The following is a 22,963-nucleotide window of genomic DNA, read 5'->3' on the forward strand; positions in this document are numbered from 1 at the left end:
TGCTTGGTCGCCTGGACCACGGAGGCATCCTTCCCACGAATGTTTCTTATAGACAAAAACCCGAACAAGAGGGCTCGTCAATTTGTTTTTTATCGATTAAAAGACTCATTTAACCGCGGGGAGTGTTCCATGAAGACCGATACCGTGTTCAAGCGGGCCTTCAACGACGCGATCGACCTCGTCTCGCGTCTGCCGCCGGACGCCCCGCTGCCGCCCGAAAACACGCTGAGCCGCGCGCTCGGCGTCAGCCGGACCACGGCACGCAAGGTCATCGGCGCGCTGAAGGCCCAGGGCCTCGTCAGCGGCAGCGGGCGCAACCGCAGCGTCAGCCTGCCGGGCGACGCCATCCGGCGCTATCCGATTTCCGAGACGGTTCCGATGGCAGCGCAGGTCGAGGAGCGCTTCATGGAGTGGATGCTGCGCGACAATGCCAGGCCCGGCACGGCGATCAACGAACTCGAGCTTGCGCGCAAGTTCGGCGTCGCAACCACCGGCATCCGCGAGTTCCTCAATCGTTTCCAGCGTTTCGGGCTGATCGAGAAGCGGCCCAATGCGGGCTGGGTGTTCAAGGGCTTCACCACCAGCTTCGCACTGGAACTGTTCGAGATCCGGGAAATGTTCGAACTCCGGTCCTCGCGCGCCCTCGCGGCGATGCCGGAAACGTCGCCGCACTGGTCGCTTCTGGAGGCGATGCGCCGGGAGCATCTCCAGCTGCTCGCGGAGATCGATACGCGGTTCCACGACTTTTCCGATCTCGACAGCCGCTTCCACCGGCTGATCAGCCTGGCCGCGCCGAACCGCTTCATCGACAGCTTCTACGACATCATCACCGTGATCTTCCACTACCACTACCAGTGGAACAAGCACGACGAGCGGCAGCGCAACGAGGTGGCGATCCGCGAGCACCTGACCTACATCGACGCCCTCGTCAGCCGGAACGTCGCCATGGTGGAGCTGGCCTGCCGCGCGCATCTGGCCTCGGCGCGCGAGACGCTGCTGCGGTCGACCTCGCCGCAATAGACGCCGGCACTTCAGCCGCGCCGGGCGGCAACGGCGAGGGCCGCGACGATGATCGCGCCCTTGGCGATGAGCTGGATGTCGATCGGCACGTTCAGGATGTTCATGCCGTTGTTGAGGAGGCCGAGGAAGAAGACGCCGAGCAGCGTTCGCGCAACCGATCCATTGCCGCCCATGATGCTGGTGCCGCCGAGGACGACGGCGGCGATCACGTCGAGCTCGGTGCCGAAAGGGCCGTAGGTGGCCAGCGCCGTGTGGACCTGCGACGACAGGATGATGCCGGCGAGCGCCGCCCCGGTGCCGGAGATGGCATAGACGGCGGTCTTCGTGAGGCGGATGCGGTGGCCGCTCAGCCAGGCGGCACGCTCGTTGTCGCCGATGGCGGCGACGAGAAGGCCGAGCGGCGTGCGACGCTGCACCAGGATCATCAGCACGGCGACCGCGGCGAAGACGTAGACGGCGAAGGGCAGGCCGAGCAGGGTGCCGGTGCCGATGAAGCTGTAGGCGGGCTCGTTGCGGATCAGGTGCTGCTCCGGCCCGCCGACGATCAGCGCCGTGCCGCGCACGATGCCGAGCATGGCGAGCGTCACGATGATCGGCGGCAGGCCGAGGAAGGCGATGATCAGCCCGTTCGTCAGCCCGACGATGAGGCCCACCGACAGGCCGGCGGCAATGACCACCACCAGCGGAAGCTCGGCCTGCAGGCAGTAGAACGATACCAGCCCCGCAAGGGCCAGCACCGGGCCGACCGAGAGGTCGATGCCCCCGGTCATGATGACGAAGGTCATGCAGGTCGCCATGATGCCGATGATGGCCACCTGCCGCACGATGCCGACGAGATTGTCGGTGCTCATGAAGGCCGGTTCGAGCAGCGTGATCGCGACGGCGATGACGGCCATGGCGATCGGAAGCGCGTTCGGCGCCGCGTGGCGCGCCAGGGCCGCGGATACGGTCGACGCTGCCGGCATCAGGCCTGTCCCCCACCGATCGCATACACGATATCGGCCATGCCGACGGCGCCGGCATCGTGCACCGCCACCAGCCGCCCCGAGACCATCACGCCGATGCGGTCCGCCACCGTCATCACCTCCTCGAGGTCGGAGGACACGATCAGGATCGCCGCGCCCAGCGCGCGTTCCCGGCGCAGGAGGGCGTAGATCTCGGCCTTCGCTCCCACGTCGACACCCACCGTGGGCTCGTCGAGGATGAGGATGCGCGGACGCCGCGCGAGCCACTTGCCGACGAGCACCTTCTGCTGGTTGCCCCCGGAGAGCCGCCGGACGGCCGTGCCGCCGTCGGGCGGCCTAACCGACAGGTCTTCGATGGCACGGCGTCCGGCCCGGACCATCCCGGCGCGATCGAGCATCGGACCGCTCCGGAAGCGGTCGAGCGTCGCCATGGCGAGGTTTTCGGTGACGGTCATGTCGAGCATGAGGCCCTCGTGATGCCGGTCCTCCGGCACGAAACCGATGCCGCGGCGGATGCCTGCCGCCGGGCTGCGCGGCGCCGCCGGTTTTCCCCCGATCTCCAGCGATCCCAAATCGAAACGGTCGGAGCCGAAGATCGTGCGCACGAGTTCGGTCCGCTTCGCGCCGATCAGTCCGGTCAGGCAAAAGATCTCGCCGGCATGCAGGTCGAAGGAGACGTCGGCGAAAACCCCGCGCTTCGTCAGCGCGCGGGCGCTGAGCCGCACCTCGCCGGTTCCGCGCGGATGACGCGTCTGCAGCGCGGCGTCGGAGGCGTCGCGCGCGAGCTTCTCGCCGACCATGAGGTGCACGAGGCGCGCCCGGTCGGTGTCGGGGACCGCACTCTCGGCGACGACCCTGCCGTCGCGCATGACGGTGACGGTGTCGCAGACCGCGAAGATCTCGTCGAGCACGTGGCTGATGTAGACGATGCCGACGCCGCGCGATTTCAGGGCCCGGATCGTCCCGTGCAGCCGCGCCATGTCGGCGCTGGCCAGCCAGCCGGTGGGCTCGTCCATCAGGATCACGCGCGCGTCGAGCGCCAGCGCCTTCAGGATCTCGACCTCCTTCTGCTTGACGGTCGGCAGGCTGCCGACCGGCGCGTCGAGGTCGATGGCGATGCCGTGGCGGTCGAGCAGCGCCGTCGCCTCCCTGCGCTGCCGTCGCGTGTCGACGAAGCCGAACCGACGCGTGGGCTGACGGCCGAGATAGATGTTGTCCAGGACCGACATGGCCGGCGCCAGGTTGGAATGCTGGTAGATGCAGGCGACGCCGCGCCGGATCATGCCCAGCGGATCGCCGGGCGGCGCGGGCTCGCCGCCGATCTCGACGCTTCCCCCGGTCGGCGCGATGGCGCCGGTGAGGATCTTGATCAGGGTCGACTTGCCCGCGCCGTTCGATCCGATCAGCGCGCGCACCTCGCCGGCCTGCACGCTGAAATCCGCGTCCTGCAGCGCGGCGAAGGCGCCGTAGGTCTTGCTCAGGCCTCTGCCGCGCAGAAGGGGAACTTCGGTCGCCGTCATGACGCCGCGGCCATCGCGAGCCTGCGCCGGCGACGCAGGACCAGAAGCCGGTCGTAGCCGACGGCGGCGAGCAGGATGAGGCCGGTGATGATCTGCTGCACGAATTGCGGTACGCCCTGGAGCGTCAGCCCGATCAGGATCGCGCCGAGCAGGAAGGCGCCGAGCGCGGGACCGAACATCGAGCCGATGCCGCCGGCGAGGCTCACCCCGCCGATGACGGCCGCCGCTATCGCCGTCAGCTCCACCCCGGTGCCGAGAGCCTCGGTGGCGGTGGTGAAGCGGGCAACCATGATCAGCGCCGCGATGGCCGCGCAGAAGCCGGAGACGGCATAGGCGGCGATGGTGACTGACTTGACCTGGATACCGGCCAGCCGCGCCGCTTCATGATTGCCGCCCGTGGCGTAGATGTCGCGGCCAAAGCGCGCGGCGAGCAGCAGGATCTGGAGTGCCGCGAAGACCGCGAGCATGATGAAGAAGGAGAGCGGCACCCAGGGCATGGTGACGAGACGCGAGAGCCCGAGCCAGCCGCCGACGTCGAAATAGCTCTCGATGCCGGTGATCCACGGATCGCGAATCGGCGTGGTCGAAAGGCCCGGCACCAGCTGGCGGCCCGAGATCGTGTAGGTGAGGCCGCGGTACGCGGCGAGCGTCGCCAGCGTGGCGATGAAGGGCTGGAGCCTCAGATGGACGATCAGGACGCCGTTCAGCGCTCCGGCGAGGGTGCCTGCCAGCAGCGCCAGGGGTATGATGCCGTATCCGGGCATGCCGAAGAGCAGGGAGAGGTCGAAGACGACCATTCCCACCAGTCCGACGATCGCCCCGATCGACAGGTCGATGCCGCGCACGAGAATCGGAAAGGCCTGGCCCATGGCGAGGATGGCCATGAAGGAGAAGCCCGACATCAGGTTCTCCACGGTCGACGCCGTCGCGAAGCGCGGCGCGCTCACGCTGAAGAAGGCGACCGTGCCTGCGAAGAACAGCACGAGCGCGGCTGAGGCGAGACGAATCTTCACGTCGGCGAACTGCCAGCAAAAAAAGGAGACTGCAGCATGGGGCGTGCCGCAGTCCCGAAGGGCGCCGAGGCTACCAGCGCTGGGAGGGTTGGATCGAACCCGCGTTCGCCTTGGTGGCGATGACGTAGGGCATGAGCAGCCGCGACTGCTGGGCGAAGGCGCCCGCGGTGACCCCGCCCGTGGCGAGCACCGTCGCCGCGGCGGCGGCCAGCCGGCCCTGCTGGTAGACGTCGGTGTACTGGGTGCCCGTCAGTTCCCCCGCCTCGATGGATTCGAGCGCCGCGGTCTCGCCGTCGTTTCCGAAGACGACGAACCTGCCGAGCAGGCCCTTCTCCTTGGCCACGTCGACGGCGCCCAGCGCCATCGAATCGTTGACGCCGTAGGCGCCGCCGAGATCGGGATTGGCCGCGAGGATCGTGTTGAGCACGTCCTGCGCCTTCTTGCGGTCCCAGTCGGCGACCTGGTCGGCGACGATCTGGATGCCCGGATGATGCTGCTTCATGCCTTCGACGAAGCCGTTGGTGCGCTGGTCGCGGATGATGATGCCGGGCGGAGCGTTCAGGATGGCGACCTTGCCCTTGCCGCCCATCGCGTCGCCCATGGCCTTCGCGATGTCCATGGCGCCATAGTAATGGTTCATCTCGACATGCGCGGCATGCGCCTCGGTCGCGTCGATGTTCAGCGTGATGACCGGAATGCCGGCCCGCTTCGCCTTGGCGATGGAGGGCGCGAGCGCCACGGAATCGATCGGCTGCAGGAAGATGGCGGACGCCCCCTGGCTGATCAGCGTGTCCATCAGGCTCGCCTGCACCTCGACCTTGTTCTGGCCGTCCAGCAGTTCGTAGTCGACGATCTGCTGCGGCGTCAGGACCTCCTCTATGCCCTTCGACCATGCGGCCGGCACGGTGTGCGGCTGCCACTGGATGAACGCCATCCTGTAGCGCGTGCCCTCGGCGCGGGCCCGTGCGACGCCGGCGAACCCGGTCTCGGCGCCGGGGACCCCCAGCATGCCGGCCGCCGCGCCCGCGACCGCCGCGGAGCCGACCGCCATCGCCTTCAGAAAACTGCGCCTGTCGTTGGTCCTGTCGTCCATGATTCCCGTTCCTCCCTGGAATGCCCACCCCATTCGCGCAACCCGCCGGGGCGCCGTCGACGGCGGGCGGATCGCACTTTTATCCATAGAAGCGCAATGGAAGCCGGCCTTCAAATTGTTTTTTATGGATAATACGCATACCGAGGAGCGTATGCGGGACCGATCCCACGGCGGAGCGGACGCGGGAAACGAATGCGCGAATGTTGGCGACGCGGCGGCGCGGAGGATGCCTCTGGCCCTGCCATACGACTTGATGAAACGGTGATATAAGCCTGATCCGGTTACGATCCGGTCGATTGCTTCGGCAGCCCGGCAGGGTCGACGGAAAGGGCTTGAAGCGCCGCGCGGAACGCGCCTATGGGCCGTGACCGCCGACGTGGCGACCGAGCCGATGCGCTGCCTCGCGCGGGGCAGGAGCGCGGCGGCGCGGGCACCCCGGGCGTCCATCGACGGGTCGGGTGTGGACACGCTCCATCTCTACGTGCGCGGCAAGTACCGCGACGTGATCCTGCCGATGATGGTCCTGCGCCGTCTCGACGCGGTGCTGGAGCCGATAAAGGCAGACGTCCAGGACGACGCCGTCGACGATGGCATGAGCGAGGAGGTCGCCGCCTGACGATGCGCATGGCTGCGAATTCTGCTATCGATGCCGGGAAGGCGATCAGTTCCCGCTCAGGACGCAAGAGATGACCGAAATCCATCGCATCACCGTCGATCCCGGCCAGTGCGGCGGTCGGCCGTGCCTGCGAGGTCTGCGGATACGCGTCCGCGACGTGCTGGACCTGCTGGCCGCCGGCGCCGACCGTTCGGAAATTCTGGAAGATCATCCGCTGCTGGAGGATGGCGACATCACCGCAGCGCTGGAGTACGCGGCCAGGCAGAGCGATCATCCCGTCCTGCGCGTGGCCTGATGCGCTTCCTGGTCGACGCGCAACTGCCGCCGGCCCTCGGTCGCTGGCTCGTCGCCCGGGGACATGAGGCGGCCCACGTCGGCGACCTCGGGATGCAGGCATCCTCCGACGACGCGATCTGGAACCACGCACTGGCGTCATCCGCCGCGATCGTGACCAAGGACGAGGATTTCGCACAGCGCAGGATACTTGCCGATCGAGGGCCGGTGGTGATCTGGATCCGGTTGCCCAACACGCGTCGGCGCGACCTGCTTGCCTGGTTCGAGACCGTGCTGCCGAGCGTTCTCGCCGCGATCGAACGCGGCGAGAACCTGATCGAGGTGACGTGATGGCGGAGGAAGCGACGATGGACACGGCCGACGCCAGCCGCGAGAACGCGACGCGCGCCGAAGACGCCGTCGCCAGGGTTCATGCCTGGAAAGACAGCAAGAAGCGCCTTTCGCCGCGCCAGATCGGCATCGCCTTCGAAACCCGTCGTGCGCAGGGGTGGCTGGCGGCGGCATGAAGACCGACACCTCGGAGAAGGGCCTCGAGGCCCTGATCGTCGCCGCACTGACGGGCCGCCGGATCGACGTTGCGGGGGCGCCGTCGGCGAGCGGATTTTCCGAGGTCCCCGAACCCTTCGTCGGCCTGCACCACTGGCTGCTCGGCAACCCGAAGGATTACGACCGCGTCTGGACGGTCGATCTCGTGCAGCATCGTGCCTTCATCAGCGCGACGCAGCCGTCTCTGGTCGCCGCGCTCGATCTCGACGACGACAGCCCGGCGCGACAGAAGTTCCTTGCCCATGACGAAAGGCGCTTGCCCGCCTTGTCCGTGACGACGGGCTTTTCGGGAGGAAAGCCATCGGGTGAACCCGCTCCCTATCCCTCCACCCCCTTCGCCCGCTGCCACAGCGCCTCCATCTCGTCCAGCGTCGCCTCGCCGAGGCGCCTGCCGCTGGAGGCCAGTTCCCGCTCGATGAAGTGGAAGCGGCGGCGGAACTTGGCGTTGGTGCCCTGGAGGGCCGTTTCGGCGTCGGCGTCGACGTGGCGGCCGAAATTGACCAGCGCGAAGAGGACGTCGCCGAATTCGTCGGAGGTGGCGGCCTTGTCGCCTTCGGCCATGGCCTGGCGCAGCTCGGCGATCTCCTCCTCGATCTTGTCGAGGATCGGTGCGGCCTCCTTCCAGTCGAATCCGACCTTCGCCGCCTTGTCCTGGAGCTTGCGGGCGCGCACCAGGGCGGGGAGGGCGACGGGGACGCTGTCCAGAAAGCCGTGGCCATGGTCCTCGGCGGGAAGGCCGCGCGCGGTCCGTGCGGCACGCTTGTCCGCCTTCTCCTCGGCCTTGATGGCGTCCCACATGCCCTTGGCGGAGCCGGCCGCGCGGGCCTCGGCGTTCCCGAAGACGTGCGGGTGGCGACGGATCATCTTCTTCGTGATCGCCTCGACCACGTCGCCGAACGCGAAGTCGCCGGCCTCCTCGGCCATGCGGGCGTGGTAGACGACCTGCAGCAGCAGGTCGCCCAGTTCCTCGCGTAGATCGTCCATGTCCCCGCGTTCGATGGCGTCGGCGACCTCGTAGGCCTCCTCCAGCGTGTAGGGCGCGATGCTGGCGAAATCCTGCTCCAGATCCCACGGGCAGCCGGTCACCGGCGTGCGCAGGGCGGCCATGATCTCGATGAGGCGGGAGATGTCCTTGGCGGGAAGCATGGTCGAACCTATCGCCGCGCCGGGCGCGGGCCAACCCGGCATTCCGGACGGCCACGGCTATCCACAGGCTGACGCATGTCTCCCGGAAGGGGGCACCGGTTTCGGGCGAAAGACATGCGCGAGACCGATGACCGAGACCTTACGGAGCGGAATGCGGCGATCGCGCCCCGCCTGCGGCGTGCCGAATCAGTCGGGAACGCCGAGCCCCTTGCGGACCTTGCCCATGAGGCGGACAAGCTCTGCCAGTTCGGCGTCGCTCAGCTGCGCGCGGATCAGATCGTCGCCCTTCTGGACGATGGGCTCGGCCTGGCGCAGGACCTCGCGGCCGCGCTCGGTGATCCAGATTGCCCGGATACGGCGATCGGTGGCGAGCGGCCGCCGCTCGAGGAGATTGTCGCGCTCGAGCCGGTCGATCATCGGAACGAGGGTCGACTTGTCCAGACCGCGCGCCTTGGCGATGAGGGTCTGACGCGCGCCAGGGTTGCGATCGACGATGACGAGGAGGCCGAATTGTTGCGGCGTGATGCCGATTCCGGCGAGCTGATCCTCGATGGTGCGGAACACGGCAAGATGCGTCACGCGCAGCTGCCGGCCGAGGAGACCATGCAGGATGCCCTGGTCGAGCGGCTGCGCGCCATCGTTTGCGGTCTCTTCACTCACCAACATCGCTGCCTCAAAACATTCTATATCAATAGGTTAGACAGGAACCCGTCTTGACGCAAGCGTCAATTTCAGCTCTTTCGGATCAAAGCGCCGACAGGCCCGGGCTTTCGCTCGTGCATCAGACATTCATTTATGGCACAATCTTGAGCGCGGCGGTCTCAATTTTGCAACTGCCGTTTCGGCCTTTGGTCGTCATGGGCGTCCCCGTCGTCATCGCTCGGGTTGCGGGCCATGCAGGTCCGGCTCGGCGCCCTGCCTGCGTTCCCGGATCCGGGCCGCCCCGTCCCGCGAGATTCCGTCGACGGCGGGCGATGGCCCTCGGCCCCGCCTGCGCCCTGGCCGCTCCAGCCGATCGCGGTCCCATGGAACGGTTGGAGGGCAAAAAGGTTGCAGGGGCACGTTTGCCGGCGCGCAAGGGGATGGCGCGGCACCGGCGCCTTGCGTGGCGCCCGGGGGAGGTGAGCGAGTGGACGCACGTCCGCGCCGGGGAGAGGACCGGCGCGGCGCCTCAAGCCAGCCGGACGCCGGCCTCGCGCATCCGTTGCGTCATCGCGCCGAGCGAGCCGCCGAGATCGATCGCGCGGCAGGCATCCATCGCGACCGTGACCGAGAAGCCCTGGCGCACGGCGTCGAGCGCCGAATAGGCGACGCAGTAGTCGGTGGCGAGGCCACAGAGCGTCAGCTCCGTGATGCCGCGCTCGCGCAGGTAGCCGGCGAGGCCGGTCGGCGTGGCGTGGTCGTTCTCGTAGAAGGCGGAATAGCTGTCGATGGCGGGCCGGAATCCCTTGCGGACGAGGAGTTCGGCCTTCGTCCAGTCGAGCGCCGGGTGGAAGGCGGCGCCGTCGGTGCCCTGGATGCAGTGGTCGGGCCACAGCGTCTGGTCGCCATAGGCCATGGCGACGGTCTCGAAGGGGGCCCGGCCGGCATGGGACGAGGCGAAGCTCGAATGCCCGGCCGGATGCCAGTCCTGCGTCAGCACGACATGGTCCGCCTGCGCGATCATGCGGTTGACGAGGGGCAGGATCGCGTCGCCATCGGCGACTGCCAGCGCCCCGCCGGGGCAGAAATCGTTCTGGACGTCGATGACGATCAAGGCGCGCTGCGCCATGGGCGAACTCCGTTTTCTGGCGGCCGTGCCCCCTGCGCCGGCCTCGATGAGGTCGCATGGTTGCAAAGGTGACCCGGCTTTGACAAGCGCCACCGTGCTGATATCATTTGTATGCGAATGAATTTTCGCAACGCCTTCCGTGCCCGCGACCGTGCCGTCGGGCTGGCTCGGGCCGCGCGAGGGGACCCACGCATGCCGCGCTACGCAAGGCCGACGACGCCCGACGAAGCCATCGCCCGCCTCGCCGACGGAACATGGACCGTGCTGGCGGGCGGAACGGATTTCTACCCCGCGCAGAGCATCCGGCCGATCGGAAGCGACATCCTCGACATCGGCGCCATCGAGGCCCTGCGCGGCATCCGCCATGACGGTGCGGACATATGCATCGGCGCGGCGACGACCTGGAGCGACGTCGTGCGGGCGCGCCTGCCTGCGGGCTTCGACGCGCTGAAACTGGCCGCGCGGGAGGTGGGGTCGGTGCAGATCCAGAACGCCGGGACGATCGCCGGCAACATCTGCAACGCGTCGCCCGCGGCCGACGGCGTGCCGGCACTGCTCGTGCTCGACGCGGAGGTGGAACTCGCCTCCGTACGCGGCACCCGGCGCCTGCCGCTGCAGGATTTCGTGCTCGGCAACCGCAGGACGGCACGCACGCCCGACGAACTGCTGACCGCGATCCGCGTGCCGGCGGCATCGGGCGCGGGACGGTCGCGCTTCTTCAAGCTCGGCGCGCGGCGCTATCTGGTGATCTCGATCGCCATGGCGGCGGTCCGCGTGGAGACGGACGGTCAGGGGCGTATCGCGCGGTGCGCCATCGCCGTCGGCGCATGTTCGGCGGTTGCCCGGCGGCTGGAGCGGCTGGAAGCCGACCTCGTCGGCAAGCCGGCCGACGCCACCGCGCTCGGCGTCGTCGACGCGCGGCATTTCGACGGGCTATCACCGATCGACGACGTACGCGGGACGGCGGCATACCGGCTGGCGGCGGCGCGCGAGATCGTCGGCCGGGCGCTGCTCGACGCCTTCGGGACGGCGGCGGGGCAGGGGGTGGCGGCATGAGTTTCGCTCCCGTTCCGATCGCCTTCGAACTCGACGGCGTCCCCGTGTCGGTCGAAGCCTCTCCGGTGGCGCGCCTGTCGACCGTCCTGCGCGACGATCTCGGGCGCACCGGCACCAAGGTGGGCTGCGACGCGGGCGACTGCGGCGCCTGCACCGTGCTCGTCGACGGCGCGCCGGTCTGCGCCTGCCTGACGCCCGCGGTCCAGGCCGGCAATCGCCGCATCACCACGGTGGAAGGACTAGCCGGCGACACGCTCTCGGCCCTGCAGGATGCGTTCCTGCGCCACGGCGCGGCGCAGTGCGGCATCTGCACGCCGGGCTTCCTGATGGCGGCAACGGCGCTGCTGGAGCGCGATCCGGCGCCGAGCGAGACCGAGGTGGAGGACGCGCTCGGCGGCGTGCTGTGCCGCTGCACCGGCTACAGGAAGATCGTCGCGGCGGTGATGGATGCGCGGCTGCCCGACCGCCACCACGACCGGCCGATGCCCGAGGCCGGCCGTGCCGTCGGCGCGGCGTTGCCGCGGCTCGACGGGCGGCCGAAGGTGACGGGCGAGGAACGTTTCGGGGCGGACGTCCGCCCGGCCGATGCGCTGGCGGTGGCGGTGATCCGCTCGCCGCACTGGCACGCGGCGTTCGCCTTCGGCGATCTCGCGGGCTACGTGGCCGCTCATCCGGGCCTGGTCGCGGTCTTCACGGCCGCCGATATTCCCGGCGAGAACCGGTTCGGGGTCATTCCCGCCTATGCCGACCAGCCCGCACTTGCCGAGGGCGTCGCGCGGTTCCGCGGCGAGGCGGTGGCACTGGTGGCGGGCGAGAGAGCCGCCATCGAGGCGCTCGACCTGCGCGATTTCCCGGTGGTCTGGACCGAATTGCCGCACGTGCTCGACGTCGCCTCGGCGCTCGCCGGCGAGCCCGTCCATGCCGGCCGCCCCGGCAATGTGCTGGTGGCGGGGCGGGTGGAGCGCGGCGACGCGGAGGCGGCGCTGGCAGCCTCGCACGCGGTGGTGGCCGGCACGATCGAGACGGCCTATGTCGAGCACGCCTATATCGAGCCGGAGGCGGGGTTCGCGGCGATGGACGGCGACACGCTGGTCATCACCGCCTGCACGCAGTCGCCCTTCATGGACCGCGACGACACGGCGAAGGTGCTCGGGCTGGAACCGGAACGGGTGCGGATCGTGCCGACGGCGACCGGCGGCGGCTTCGGCTCCAAGCTCGACCTGTCGGTGCAGCCGCTGATCGGGCTGGTGGCGCTGAAGACGGTCCGGCCGGCGGCGCTGACCTACAGCCGCGCCGAATCGATGATGTCGACCACGAAGCGCCATCCCGGCTCGATGCGGGCCTCGATCGGCGCGGATGCGGACGGACGCATCACCGGCATGGTGTTCGAGGGCGACTTCAACACCGGCGCCTATGCCAGCTGGGGCCCGACCGTGGCGGTGCGCGTGCCGGTGCACGCGTCGGGACCCTATTTCACGCCCCACTACCGCGCCATCGGACGGGCGATCCACACCAACGGCCCGATCTCGGGCGCCTTCCGCGGCTTCGGCGTGCCGCAGGCGGCGGTGATGCAGGAGACGCTCTACGACGAACTCGCGGTGAAGCTCGGCATCGACCGGCTGGCGTTCCGCCTGACCAACGCGCTGCGCGATGGCCAGACCACGGTGGCTGGACAGCGGATGGACAGCGGCGTCGGCATCGTCGACTGCCTGCAGGCGCTGAAGCCCGCCTGGGACCGGGCGCTGGGCGAGGCGGCGCGGCTCAATGCGCAGGAGGGCCGGACGCGGCGCGGCATCGGCGTCGCCTCGTGCTGGTATGGCTGCGGTAACACCGGCATTCCGAACCCCTCGACCATCCGGCTCGGAATCACGCGGGCGGGCGAACTGGTGCTGCACCAGGGCGCGGTGGACATCGGCCAGGGGTCGAACACGGTGATCACGCAGATCTGTGCCGATGCGCTGGGCGTGCCGCTGGGATCGATCCGCGTCGAGGGTGCCGACACCGCGCTCACGCCCGATGCCGGCAAGACGTCGGGCTCGCGCCAGACCTACATCACCGGCAAGGCGGCCGAGAAGTCGGGCAGGGCGCTGCGGGAGACCATCCTGCGCGCCGCCAACGTCTCCGACGCAGCAACCCTGTCGCTGCAGGCCGGGGTGATCGTGGTGGCCGAGGGCGAGGCCCAGCGGCGCATCGATCTGTCGGCGCTGCCCGAGAACGGTTTCGGCTATGTGCTGATGGCCCAGGAGAGCTACGACCCGCCGACGGTGCCGCTCGACGCGAACGGGCAGGGCAAGCCCTATGCGGTCTATGGCTACGGCGCGCAGATCGTCGAACTCGACGTCGACACGGCGCTGGGCACCGTCAGGCTGGCGCGCATCACGGCCGCCCACGACGTCGGCCGCGCCATCAACCCGCTGCTCGCCGAGGGCCAGATCGAGGGCGGCATCGCGCAGGGCATCGGCATGGCCCTGATGGAGGACTACGTGCCGGGGCGGACGGAGAATTTGCACGACTACCTGATTCCGACCATCGGCGACGTGCCGCCGATCGACACCATCCTGGTCGAGGTGCCGGACCTGGAAGGGCCGCTCGGGGCCAAGGGGCTCGGCGAGCACGTGCTGATCCCGACCGCCCCGGCGATCCTCAACGCCATCCGCGACGCCACCGGCGTCCTGGTGACGCGCCTGCCGGCGACGCCCTCGCGGGTGCTCGAGGCGATCGGGGGGCGGGGATGAGGGGGGGCGCTGCGGTTTGTGGTGCGAGGCTGGCATTGCCGGATATCGGCATGAAGGTGCTGGTGTTCGAGGGTGGCGCGAATGTGCTTTTGTCAGATTGTACTGTGAGGGTGCTCGCGCCGAATGGTGGCGCAAGGCCGACCTTGGCAGATGTCGGCGCGAGGCTACCCCCACCCCTTACCCTGCCGGGGCGAGCCGCTTGTCTCGCCCGTCCTTCGGACCCCCTCAAGGGGGAGGGGGATGGCCCGCGTCGTGCCAGGCACTGCTTGCAAGGACGAGATGCGCGGCTGGGGTCCCCCTCCCTCTCGAGGGGAGGGGTAAGGGGTGGGGGTGCCTCGCGCATACGCTGGAGGTTTCCCCCGCAAGCGCTCCAACCGGGAGGTGCCTCGCGCGTGTGCTGGAATATTCCTCGCGCCTGTCCTGCAGCCGGCCGGAGCGTATCCCCATGAACGAACTCTCCGAACGCTTCACCCCCGCCGAACCCCCGAAGCCCGCCGGCGAGAAGATCCGCTGCGATGCCTGTCCGGTGATGTGCTACATCGCCGAGGGCCGCACCGGCGCCTGCGACCGCTACGGCAATCGCGACGGCCGTATCGTGCGGCTCGACCCCGTGACGATCCTGCACCATGCCGCCGAAACCGGGGGCAAAGCGATCCCCTTTGCAGCGGACGCGGAGGACTGGGACGGCAGCCTGGTCGGCGCGCGGCCCTTCGTGACGGCGATCGGCGCGGGCACGACCTATCCCGATTACAAGCCGGCGCCCTTCATCGTCGCCCAGGAGGTCGAGGGCGTCGACCTCGTGACGGTGGTGACGGAAGGCATCTTCTCCTATTGCGGCGTCAAGGTGAAGATCGACACAGACCGCCATGTCGGCCCGGAAACGGCGATCGTAAGGGCGAAGGGCGAGGCGATCGGCCATGTGACGACGGCGGAGTACGGCTCGCAGATGCTGTCCATCGGCGGCGTCCACCACCTGACCGGCGGCTCGAAGGCGGAGGGGCGCGCCACCTGCGAGGCCATGCTCGACCTGTGCAACAGGAAGCCGGTGGAACTGACCATCGACGGCGGCGCGACCGTCATCGTCGAGGCCGGCAAGGCGCCGGTGATCGACGGCAAGACGGAGCACCGCATGCGGGTCGGCTGCGGCTCGGCCACGATCGGCATGTTCGCCACGCAGTGGCGCGGGCTGGTTGACGAGGTGGTGGTGGTGGACGACCACATCACCGGCGTCGTCTCCGAACACCAGGCGGGCAAGGTGCTCGGCTGGGAGGACACCGGCATCAAGATCCTCGGCCGGCGCTCGACGCCGGGACGCTATTTCAAGGTGTCGGAGCCGGGGCTCGGCTGGGGCGGCACGACCATCACCGATCCGCTGCAGATCCTCGGCGACTGGAACGCGAAGAAGGGCGCGCGGCCCGGCCTGTCGCTGCTGATGGTGTCGACGACAGGGGAACAGTTCGCCTATTTCGAGCTCGACGACGCGCTGAGACCGGTCGAGAAGCCGTTCCCGCAGAGGTTGCGAAAATCGGTCGAACTCATTGAGGACAATTGCGAGCCGGCGCTGTGCACGGTGCTGTTCATGGCCGGCGCGGGCGGGTCGCTCCGGGCCGGCGTGACGGAGAACCCGGTCAACCTGACGCGCTCGGTGCAGGGGCTGAAGACCTATGTCACCTGCGGCGGCGCGCCGGTCTATGTCTGGCCGGGCGGCGGCATCACGCTGATGGTGGACGTGACGCGGACACCCGAAAACGCCTTCGGGTCCGTCCCGACGCCCGCGCTGGTGGCGCCGATCGAGTTCACGCTCCGGCGCGACGACTATCTGCGCCTCGGCGGCTACGCGGGCGAAATCCGCACCGTCGCGGACGTGCTGGAGAGGGGCGGCGAGTACGCCAGCCCGCGCCGGCAGGCCGCCGCACCGGCCGGAAACCTCTGGCCGCCGCTGGCGCAGCTGCACCGGGACGCGGCATCGTGACCGGACCGGTCATCGCCTGGCTGCCGGACGGACGCCGGCTGCACATGAATCACGGCCCGATCGACCTGATCGTGGAGGCTTTCGGCGACGAGGCCGAGCGGCAGGCGTCGTATCGACAGGCCGCGGCGCGGTTCGCGACGATCCTGGAGGAACTGGTGGCGGAACTGCCCGCACTGCGGCGGCCGGCCGGCGCGCCGGAGCGGCGCTTTGCGGGCGCTGCCGCGCAGTCGATGGAGGCGGCGGCATGCCGTTTCTCGCAGGACGGCGCGGTCTTCGTGACGCCGATGGCGGGGGTGGCGGGCGCGGTTGCCGATGCCGTTCTCGCCGCGATGGTCGCCGGACGCCGGCTCGACCGCGCCTATGTCAATGACGGCGGCGACATCGCGCTGCATCTGGCGCCAGGCCAGTCGCTCCGGCTCGCCATCGGCGGCAAGGACGCGACGCTCGCCGACCGGGTGACGGTGCGTGCCGAGGACGCCGTGCGCGGGGTGGCGACCTCGGGCTGGCGCGGCCGCAGCCATTCGCTCGGCATCGCCGACGCGGTGACGGTCCTGGCGCGCGATGCGGCGAGCGCGGACGTCGCCGCGACGCTGATCGCCAATGCGGTCGACCTGCCGGGGCATGCGGCGATCGGGCGACGGCCGGCGCGCGAGCTTGCGCCGGACAGCGACCTGGGCGCGCGGCTGGTGACGGTGTCGGTCGGGGTGCTTTCGGCGGGCGAGGTGGACGCGGCGCTGGGGCGGGGAGTGGCGGTGGCGGAGGATTTTTGCCGGCGCAAGTGGATCGAGGGAGCGGGGTTGTTTCTGGCGGGGGTAGGGCGGGTGTGCGGGGGCGTTTCGGAAAGGCTTCCGCTCCGAGATACCCCCCTCTGCCCTGCCCGGCAGGCCAGAGGGGGGTGTCGTCGAGCGCGTCCTCCACAGCAGGGACACGGATCGTAAGGAAACCTCGCATGCCTGAATTCTCCATCCGCAAGATCATCCTCACCATCGAGGACATTTTTCACGACGGCGGCCCGGCGGTGGATACGCCCCGGCGACGGGGGGCGGCGATGGCGCTGGTGAAGAACCCCTTCGCCGGCCGCCACGAGCCAGACCTGCAGCCGGCGATGAAGGATCTGGAGCCGCTCGGCCTGCTCCTGACCGACAGGCTGATCGCCGCCTTCGGCGACGCAGCACAGCGCATCGACGCCTATGGCAAGGGTGCGATCGTCGGCACCGCGGGCGAGATCGAACATGGCGCCCTGTGGCACGTGCCGGGCGGCTATGCCATGCGCGGGCGCATCCAGCCGTCGAAGGCGATCGTGCCCTCGGCGATGAAGGTCGGCGCCTTCGGCGCGAGCCTCGACGTGCCGCTCGGCCACGTCAACGCCGCCTATGTGAGGAGCCATTTCGACGCCATCACGGTGACGGCGCCCGACGGGCCGCGGCCGGACGAGATCCTGTTCTGCCTGGCGATGAGCTGCGGCGGCCGCGTCCATTCGCGCATGGGCGGGCTGGAGGCCTTCCAGGTGAAGGGCGAGGACGGGCTGCGATGAGCGCGGCCAAGCGTCTGGCGCTGGTCGCGCCCGAGGCGGGCGATGGCTACCGGCTCCAGGAGCAGGTCGGCTTCGTTCTGCGCAAGGCCAACCAGCGGCACCTTTCGATCTTTTCGGCCCATATCGGCGACCTGACGCCGCCGCAGTTCGCCGCACTCGCCAAGCTCGCCGAGGTGGGCGAGACGTCGCAGAACCAGCTCGGCGCGCTGGTGGCCATGGACGCCGCCACGATCAAGGGCGTGATCGACCGGCTGAAGGGGCGCGGGCTGGTGGAACTCGGCGCCCACGGCGAGGACCGGCGCCGCCTCATGGTGTCGCTGACGCCGGCGGGCCGCGAGGCGGTGGACCGTCTGGTGCCGGTCGCGCGCAAGGTGACCGAGGAGACGCTGGCCCCGCTGACGACGCGCGAGGCCGCGACGCTGCTGCGGCTCCTGGCGAAACTGGCGTAGCACGCCGTCCGGCCGCCACCCGCGACCGGAAGGATCGGAGGGCGGACCGGTCACACCTTCTCCGTGGTCTCGCTCGATGACCTGCGCCGAGTTGTGAAGCCCGGACATGTCGTCTTTCGCTGCGCTCGGGCGCCGTTCCGGGATGACGAAGGCGGGGGCGCCGGCCTCCAGCCCCTCGTCCTCAGCGCCGGCCAAGTGCGGCCAGCCCGCGTGACGCGTCATTGCGGGGCCGCGCGGCTGGGCTTCGATGCCCGCCTGCAGACGCTCGGGTGCAGCAGAGGTGATGACGAGTATCAGGGGCGCACCCTTCAGCTTCGTCATCCGGCGTGAAGCCGGAGCGGAGCGCAGACCCGGGGTGCATGCCTCGGAAGTCGCCGGAAGGCAGGACGACGATGAAGGCGGCGGCATCCGGGAATCTCCAGCGCCGTCACGCCTGCCAGCGGCAGCGGGGAATGGATCCTTTCAGCGATCGCGAGGCATGGCTTCCGGGGGGCGCCGACGGCGACGGGGCCGGCTTGCTCGCCGGTCAGGTGCAACCTTTTGTTTACCGTCGTGTCAGCAGCCGTCAGTGCGGGGCGTGGACAGGGTCTTTTCTGCTTGCCGCCGGAACAAAACAAGAACATGATGGTTCCATAGACAGAAACGGGAGAGATTCATGTCCGACCTTCTTCAAGATGTCGCTTCGCTCGTCGCGGTCAGCCTGTTCATCGTCTCGATGGCGATGTGGATCGGCGCGTACTGAGGAGGAGCGTCGCCGGTCGGCGCATCTGTTCCGGCGATCCCGTATTTGACTTTCCCGTGCCGCGGCTGCCCCGCGCGGTTCGGGAGGCAGGGCAGTTCCCGCCAGGCGGCCCGTCCCCGCGCCTAGCCCCCGGCGTCGTTCCGGTTCCCCCGCCGGACCACCGATCCGCCCGGGAACTGCCCTGCGATTCCTGTCCCGCCGATGACGGCTCGGTCCTGTCGCGGTCGGCGAAGCCATGCTCGGGCACCGTCGGGCCAGCCCTGCGTGCTGCGGCTTGCCTCCGCGGCACGGGTGGATGGTCGCGGGATCCCGCCCGCCGGGACGACGGTCGGTACCGGCGCGTGCGTTGGAGTTCGGCGCCCTGACGTCCGACTGACGCCGGCTTGCGTCGCGTCGCCCGGGTGCCTGGGTCCCATTGCGACCTGCGTTGCGCTCTCCCGTTCGCCTCCGCGGCGGTGGCGTCACGCTGGCCGCCGGTCCGATGTGGACACCGCCGGATCGGCGCCGCGCGTCGTGCATTCGGCGGAGCGCCCGGCGGGCGGTCGCGTTCCGCGGGCGCGCGGCACGATTGCACCCGACACGCGGGCGTCCGGAGCGGCATCGCCGCCGCGGGGCGTCGCGGATACTCGCCCGGACGTCAGTCGCCGACGGCAACTCCCTCGCGGCGGGGATCGGCGCCGCCCGCGAGCGTGCCGTCGTCGAGGAAGGCGACGCCGTGCAGGCCGGAATTCATGGCGGTCGCCTTGACCTCGTAGCCGAGCGCGGCGAGATCGTCGGCGAGCGCCTCGGCGCCCGTGCCGGCTTCCACCTCGTAGCGGCCGAAGCGGTTGGCCAGATGCGGCAGCGCCACCGCCTCCTGCATGTCCATGCGCCAGTCGATCAGCGCGATCAGCGCCTGCGCGACATAGGGGATGATCGTGCTGCCGCCCGGGGAGCCGAGCGCGAAGGCGGGCCGGCCGTCCTTCATCACGATGGTGGGCGACATCGACGAGCGGGGCCGCTTGCCGGGCTCGACGCGGTTGGCCACGGCGGTGCCGTTCTCCTGCGGCGCGAACGAGAAGTCGGTCAGCTGGTTGTTGAGCAGGATGCCGGCCGCCATCAGCCGGGCGCCGAAGGCGTTCTCGACGGAACTGGTCATCGAGGCGACGTTGCCGAACGCATCGACGATGACGAAATGAGTCGTGGCCGGAACCTCGGGGCTCCCGCCATCGATCCGCAGCTGCGCCTTGTCCCAGGGCGGATCGCCGGGGCCGGCGAGATCGGCGGGCAGGGCGGTCTCGCGCTTCAGGAGCGCGGCGCGGGTGGCGAGATAGTCCGTGTCGAGCAGACCTTCGGGAATGTCCACGAAATCCTCGTCGGCGACGTAGCGGCCGCGGTCGGCGAAGGCGAGCCGGGTCGCGTCGCCGAACAGGCGCCAACTCTGCGGGTCCGACGGCCCGAGCGTGCCGAGGTCGAAGCCCGACAGCATGCCGAGGATCTGGCCGATCGCCAGCGAGCCGGAGGAGGGCGGCCCCATGCCGCAGACGTCGTAGCCGCGATAGGGCGCGCAGACGGCCGGCCGTTCCTTCGCCTCGTAGGCGCCGAGGTCTTCGAGCGCGAGTTGGCCCGGATTGGTCGGATGGGACGTCACGGCCGCGACGATCGCCTCGGCGACCGGCCCCTCGTAGAAGGCGTCCGGACCCTCGCGGCCGATCAGGCGCAGCGTGTCGGCATAGTCGGGATTGGCGAGCCGGGCGCCCTCGGCCAGCGGCGCCCCGGCAGCGTCGAAGAAATAGGCGCGGGTGGTCGGCTGGCCGGCCAGCCTTTCGCCGTCCTCGGCGATCAGCGCGGCGAGACGCGGCGAGACGGCAAAGCCCGAATCGGCCAGCCGCGCCGCCGGTTCGAACAGTTCGGACCACGGCTTGCGGCCATGCGAGGCGTGGATCTTTTCCATCAGCCGCACGATGCCCGGCGTTCCGACCGAGCGGCCGCCGACGACGGCCTCGAAGAAATTCAGCGGCTTGCCGTCGGCGCCGAGGAAGAGTTCCGGCGTGGCTGCGAGCGGCGCGGTCTCGCGGCCGTCGATGGTTGTGAGCCGGCCGGTCGCGCCGTCGAGGAAGACCAGGAATCCGCCGCCGCCGAGACCCGACGACTGCGGTTCGACGAGGCCGAGCACGGTCTGCACCACCACCAGCGCGTCGGCCGCGCTGCCACCGTCGCGCAGCACCGCGAGGCCGGCTTCCGCGGCGATCGGGTTGGCGGCCACCACCATCTGGCTGCGGGCCCTGACGGCCGCCTTGACCTCGACGCTGGTCGGCGCCTCCGGCGCGACGGCATCGGTCGCCTGCTGCGCCAGTGCGCCGGCGGGGAGGGCGGCCAGCAGCGCAAAGAACGCCGCGCCCAGTCGATTCGTCCGCAGGCTCATCCCAGCCTCCCTTAAAGGCAGCCGGCACCGATAACGTCCGCCGGCCGGCCTCAGTCCGTGGCGGCTGGCCCGAACACCTGTTCGAATCCCTGCTTCAGCGCCACGTCCACGTCGGCCATGGTAACCGGCAATCCGAGATCGACAAGGCTGGTGACGCCGTATCCCGCGATGCCGCAGGGGACGATACCGGAAAAATGCGACAGGTCGGGCTCGACGTTGATGGCGATGCCGTGGAAGGAGACCCAGCGCCGCAACCGGATGCCGATGGCGGCGATCTTGTCTTCGGCCGGCACGCCCGGCGCCAGCGGCGGCCGGTCGGGCCGCACCACCCAGACGCCGACGCGGTCCTCGCGCCGCTCGCCTTTCACGTTGAAGCGGTCGAGAGTGCGGATGATCCATTCCTCCAGCGCGCCGACGAAGACGCGCACGTCCTCGCGCCGCCGCTTCAGATCGAGCATGACGTAGACCACGCGCTGGCCGGGGCCGTGATAGGTGTATTCGCCACCGCGTCCGGCGGCAAAGACGGGAAAACGGTCGGGCTCCAGGAGGTCGCCCGGCCGGGCGCTGGTGCCGGCGGTGTAGAGCGGCGGGTGCTCGACAAGCCAGACCATCTCGCGTGCCGGGCCGTCCCGTATGGCGGTGGACCGCGCGTCCATCACGGCGAGCGCGTCGGAGTAGGGCACGAGACCGGGTTCGATGCGCCACTCGACCGGCGGGCTGCCGGCGGAGGGGTGGAAATCGAAGCCGAGCTGGTTGCGCTGGAGCATCTGAGACAGTCCTTCTGGACCAGATATGGCGGCTCGGCGGGGCGCCGTCCAGACAGGGCCGGTGGCCTTTCGTCATGCGGCTGTCGAAAGCCACATTTATTCGGTTCGGCGCTCTTGTTTCCCGACAGGTGATTTGCTAAACGCCGCGAGCCGGTCAGGACCGGCCCTACCACGTGCGGTCGTGGCGGAATTGGTAGACGCGCAGCGTTGAGGTCGCTGTGGGGCAACCCGTGGAAGTTCGAGTCTTCTCGACCGCACCATTCTCAGCCAGAGGCTGAACTCTTCCCCCGATAATACCGGATTCGTTCGTGATCTGGTGTCCGCGGATCGCGGCTCCTCACGCCGGCCTCCGTCCGGTCCGCCGGCCTGGCAACCGGGGTCTAGGTCACTGCTTCATGCGTCGGAATGTGATACCCGTCTGCCGCGATCACGGCGCCGCCGGTCTTGCTGGCGGTTACGCTCCGGCAACCGGCAGACCGAACCGGGGCTGGCTTGCCCGCGGTTCGTCCGCAAGCGGAAGGGATCAGTTGTCCTGCTTCTTCCCGATCTCGTCCACGAGGCCGTCGAGGTCCGAGAAGAGCGCGTTCTCGTCGATCGTCCCCGGCTTCTGGCCGCCGCCGGTCGGCTTGTCGGTCTTGCGGTCCATGTCGTCGAGCATCTCGTCGAGCGTGTCGAGGAGAGCGAGGTCGCTCTGGAGCCCGGACGGCGTGTGCTCGGTCCGCTCCGTCTTCTCCGTGCCCTGCGCCAGCATGCCCAGCACGTCCTGCAGTTCGGGATCGGAGAGGCTCGGCCGATCCTTGTCCGTGACCGGCTCGTCATCGAGGAGCTCGTCGAGGCCGATTTCCTCCTGCACCTCGATCTTCTTCGGCTCAGGCATGACCGGGACGTTCTGCTGGTTGCCCACACCTTCGCGGGCCAGTTGCTTCTGAAAGCGGCTCATCGGGTCATAGTCGACGTTGTCCCTGACGTTCCTGGCGAGCTCCATGATCAGCTTGATGGCATCCTGCGCCTTGCCGACCGTCAGCGGCATCTTCTTGACGCCCGTCACCGTGTGGGTGCCGACGATCTCGTTGTGGAGCCGTTTCGCAAGCGCGCTCGTCAGCCCGAGGTCCTTCGACACCCTGGCAACGAAGTTTTCGCGCGCCTGGATGTTCTGCTTCTGAGCGGTCGTGGAGAATTTCGACTTCAGCCAGGCGATGCCCGGCGAGCCGGAGCGGACGCGAACGCCACCCTCCTCGTCGCGGCTCTTGCCGATGCCGGCCTTGAGATTGGTCGTGTCGAGGATCGTGGTGAGCTGGCGGTCGGTGATCTTGCTCATGG

Annotated in this window: 21 protein-coding genes and 1 tRNA gene; 12 read left to right on the plus strand and 10 right to left on the minus strand. The window is 69.4% G+C overall.

Annotated elements, in window-relative coordinates:
• The first annotated feature begins 129 nt into the window (after window positions 1-129).
• A complete protein-coding gene (locus tag IAI54_RS06305; protein ID WP_187971540.1) occupies window positions 130-1,020 on the plus strand; it encodes a GntR family transcriptional regulator in 891 nt (296 codons plus the stop codon).
• 11 nt (window positions 1,021-1,031) lie between these two features.
• Here the strand turns inward: IAI54_RS06305 and IAI54_RS06310 are convergent, their stop codons facing one another.
• The 4 genes from IAI54_RS06310 to IAI54_RS06325 all read right to left on the minus strand — a co-directional run bounded on the left by IAI54_RS06310 (window position 1,032) and on the right by IAI54_RS06325 (window position 5,611).
• The gene (locus IAI54_RS06310; protein WP_210321216.1) at window positions 1,032-1,985 is read right to left on the minus strand and encodes an ABC transporter permease; all 954 of its coding nucleotides are present in this window, start codon (window positions 1,983-1,985) and stop codon (window positions 1,032-1,034) included.
• A complete protein-coding gene (locus tag IAI54_RS06315; RefSeq protein ID WP_187971541.1) occupies window positions 1,985-3,505 on the minus strand; it encodes a sugar ABC transporter ATP-binding protein in 1,521 nt (506 codons plus the stop codon). Before IAI54_RS06315 ends, IAI54_RS06310 begins: the two co-directional genes overlap by 1 nt.
• Window positions 3,502-4,518, minus strand: coding sequence for an ABC transporter permease (locus IAI54_RS06320; protein WP_187971542.1), 1,017 nt, complete (start codon window positions 4,516-4,518; stop codon window positions 3,502-3,504). Before IAI54_RS06320 ends, IAI54_RS06315 begins: the two co-directional genes overlap by 4 nt.
• Window positions 4,519-4,588: 70 nt before the next feature.
• Window positions 4,589-5,611 carry a sugar ABC transporter substrate-binding protein gene (locus tag IAI54_RS06325; RefSeq protein ID WP_187971543.1) on the minus strand — a complete coding sequence of 341 codons (1,023 nt, stop codon included), beginning with the start codon at window positions 5,609-5,611 and terminating at the stop codon, window positions 4,589-4,591.
• A gap of 364 nt (window positions 5,612-5,975) precedes the next feature.
• On the opposite strand from IAI54_RS06325, the gene IAI54_RS29360 reads away from it, so the two are divergent.
• The 4 genes from IAI54_RS29360 to IAI54_RS06345 all read left to right on the plus strand — a co-directional run bounded on the left by IAI54_RS29360 (window position 5,976) and on the right by IAI54_RS06345 (window position 7,027).
• Complete coding sequence (locus IAI54_RS29360; protein ID WP_187971544.1) at window positions 5,976-6,227, plus strand: type I restriction-modification system subunit M N-terminal domain-containing protein; 252 nt, start codon at window positions 5,976-5,978, stop codon at window positions 6,225-6,227.
• A 70-nt stretch (window positions 6,228-6,297) separates the two neighbouring features.
• Window positions 6,298-6,522: a DUF433 domain-containing protein gene (locus IAI54_RS06335; RefSeq protein WP_187971545.1), complete on the plus strand. Its 225-nt coding sequence runs from the start codon at window positions 6,298-6,300 to the stop codon at window positions 6,520-6,522.
• Window positions 6,522-6,851, plus strand: coding sequence for a DUF5615 family PIN-like protein (locus IAI54_RS06340; protein ID WP_187971546.1), 330 nt, complete (start codon window positions 6,522-6,524; stop codon window positions 6,849-6,851). The genes IAI54_RS06335 and IAI54_RS06340 overlap by 1 nt, the downstream gene beginning before the upstream one ends.
• Window positions 6,852-6,868: 17 nt before the next feature.
• Entirely contained in the window at window positions 6,869-7,027 is a 159-nt protein-coding gene (locus IAI54_RS06345; protein WP_187971547.1) for a hypothetical protein, read from the plus strand.
• A 358-nt stretch (window positions 7,028-7,385) separates the two neighbouring features.
• Here IAI54_RS06345 and mazG read toward each other — a convergent pair whose 3' ends face one another.
• The 3 genes from mazG to pncA form a co-directional block, all read right to left on the minus strand.
• A complete protein-coding gene (gene mazG, locus IAI54_RS06350; protein WP_187971548.1) occupies window positions 7,386-8,213 on the minus strand; it encodes a nucleoside triphosphate pyrophosphohydrolase in 828 nt (275 codons plus the stop codon).
• 186 nt (window positions 8,214-8,399) lie between these two features.
• The gene (locus IAI54_RS06355) at window positions 8,400-8,873 is read right to left on the minus strand and encodes a MarR family winged helix-turn-helix transcriptional regulator (RefSeq protein ID WP_187971549.1); all 474 of its coding nucleotides are present in this window, start codon (window positions 8,871-8,873) and stop codon (window positions 8,400-8,402) included.
• A 511-nt stretch (window positions 8,874-9,384) separates the two neighbouring features.
• Window positions 9,385-9,984, minus strand: a complete 600-nt coding sequence (gene pncA / locus IAI54_RS06360; protein ID WP_187971550.1) for a bifunctional nicotinamidase/pyrazinamidase — start codon at window positions 9,982-9,984, stop codon at window positions 9,385-9,387.
• A gap of 192 nt (window positions 9,985-10,176) precedes the next feature.
• On the opposite strand from pncA, the gene IAI54_RS06365 reads away from it, so the two are divergent.
• The 6 genes from IAI54_RS06365 (at window position 10,177) to IAI54_RS06390 (ending at window position 17,730) form a co-directional block, all read left to right on the plus strand.
• Window positions 10,177-11,040, plus strand: coding sequence for an FAD binding domain-containing protein (locus IAI54_RS06365; protein ID WP_187971551.1), 864 nt, complete (start codon window positions 10,177-10,179; stop codon window positions 11,038-11,040).
• Complete coding sequence (locus IAI54_RS06370; RefSeq protein WP_187971552.1) at window positions 11,037-13,775, plus strand: molybdopterin-dependent oxidoreductase; 2,739 nt, start codon at window positions 11,037-11,039, stop codon at window positions 13,773-13,775. Before IAI54_RS06365 ends, IAI54_RS06370 begins: the two co-directional genes overlap by 4 nt.
• A 445-nt stretch (window positions 13,776-14,220) precedes the next feature.
• A complete protein-coding gene (locus tag IAI54_RS06375) occupies window positions 14,221-15,747 on the plus strand; it encodes a 6-hydroxynicotinate reductase (protein WP_187971553.1) in 1,527 nt (508 codons plus the stop codon).
• The gene (locus IAI54_RS06380; protein ID WP_187971554.1) at window positions 15,744-16,685 is read left to right on the plus strand and encodes a UPF0280 family protein; all 942 of its coding nucleotides are present in this window, start codon (window positions 15,744-15,746) and stop codon (window positions 16,683-16,685) included. The genes IAI54_RS06375 and IAI54_RS06380 overlap by 4 nt, the downstream gene beginning before the upstream one ends.
• Window positions 16,686-16,696: 11 nt before the next feature.
• The gene (locus tag IAI54_RS06385; protein WP_187971555.1) at window positions 16,697-17,281 is read left to right on the plus strand and encodes an amino acid synthesis family protein; all 585 of its coding nucleotides are present in this window, start codon (window positions 16,697-16,699) and stop codon (window positions 17,279-17,281) included.
• Complete coding sequence (locus IAI54_RS06390; protein ID WP_187971556.1) at window positions 17,278-17,730, plus strand: MarR family winged helix-turn-helix transcriptional regulator; 453 nt, start codon at window positions 17,278-17,280, stop codon at window positions 17,728-17,730. The genes IAI54_RS06385 and IAI54_RS06390 overlap by 4 nt, the downstream gene beginning before the upstream one ends.
• Before the next feature lie 1,379 nt (window positions 17,731-19,109).
• Here IAI54_RS06390 and ggt read toward each other — a convergent pair.
• Both ggt and lipB read right to left on the minus strand, forming a co-directional pair.
• Window positions 19,110-20,876, minus strand: coding sequence for a gamma-glutamyltransferase (gene ggt / locus IAI54_RS06395; protein WP_187971557.1), 1,767 nt, complete (start codon window positions 20,874-20,876; stop codon window positions 19,110-19,112).
• Window positions 20,877-20,926: 50 nt separating this feature from the next.
• Entirely contained in the window at window positions 20,927-21,643 is a 717-nt protein-coding gene (gene lipB / locus IAI54_RS06400) for a lipoyl(octanoyl) transferase LipB (protein ID WP_187971558.1), read from the minus strand.
• A 175-nt stretch (window positions 21,644-21,818) separates the two neighbouring features.
• Here lipB and IAI54_RS06405 point away from each other — a divergent pair.
• Window positions 21,819-21,903 (plus strand) — tRNA-Leu (locus IAI54_RS06405).
• A gap of 263 nt (window positions 21,904-22,166) precedes the next feature.
• Here IAI54_RS06405 and IAI54_RS06410 read toward each other — a convergent pair.
• A complete protein-coding gene (locus tag IAI54_RS06410) occupies window positions 22,167-22,961 on the minus strand; it encodes a hypothetical protein (protein WP_187971559.1) in 795 nt (264 codons plus the stop codon).
• Window positions 22,962-22,963 lie beyond the last annotated feature (2 nt).

Origin of the sequence: Aquibium microcysteis, assembly GCF_014495845.1 — a bacterium.
Taxonomy (GTDB): Bacteria; Pseudomonadota; Alphaproteobacteria; order Rhizobiales; family Rhizobiaceae; genus Aquibium; species Aquibium microcysteis.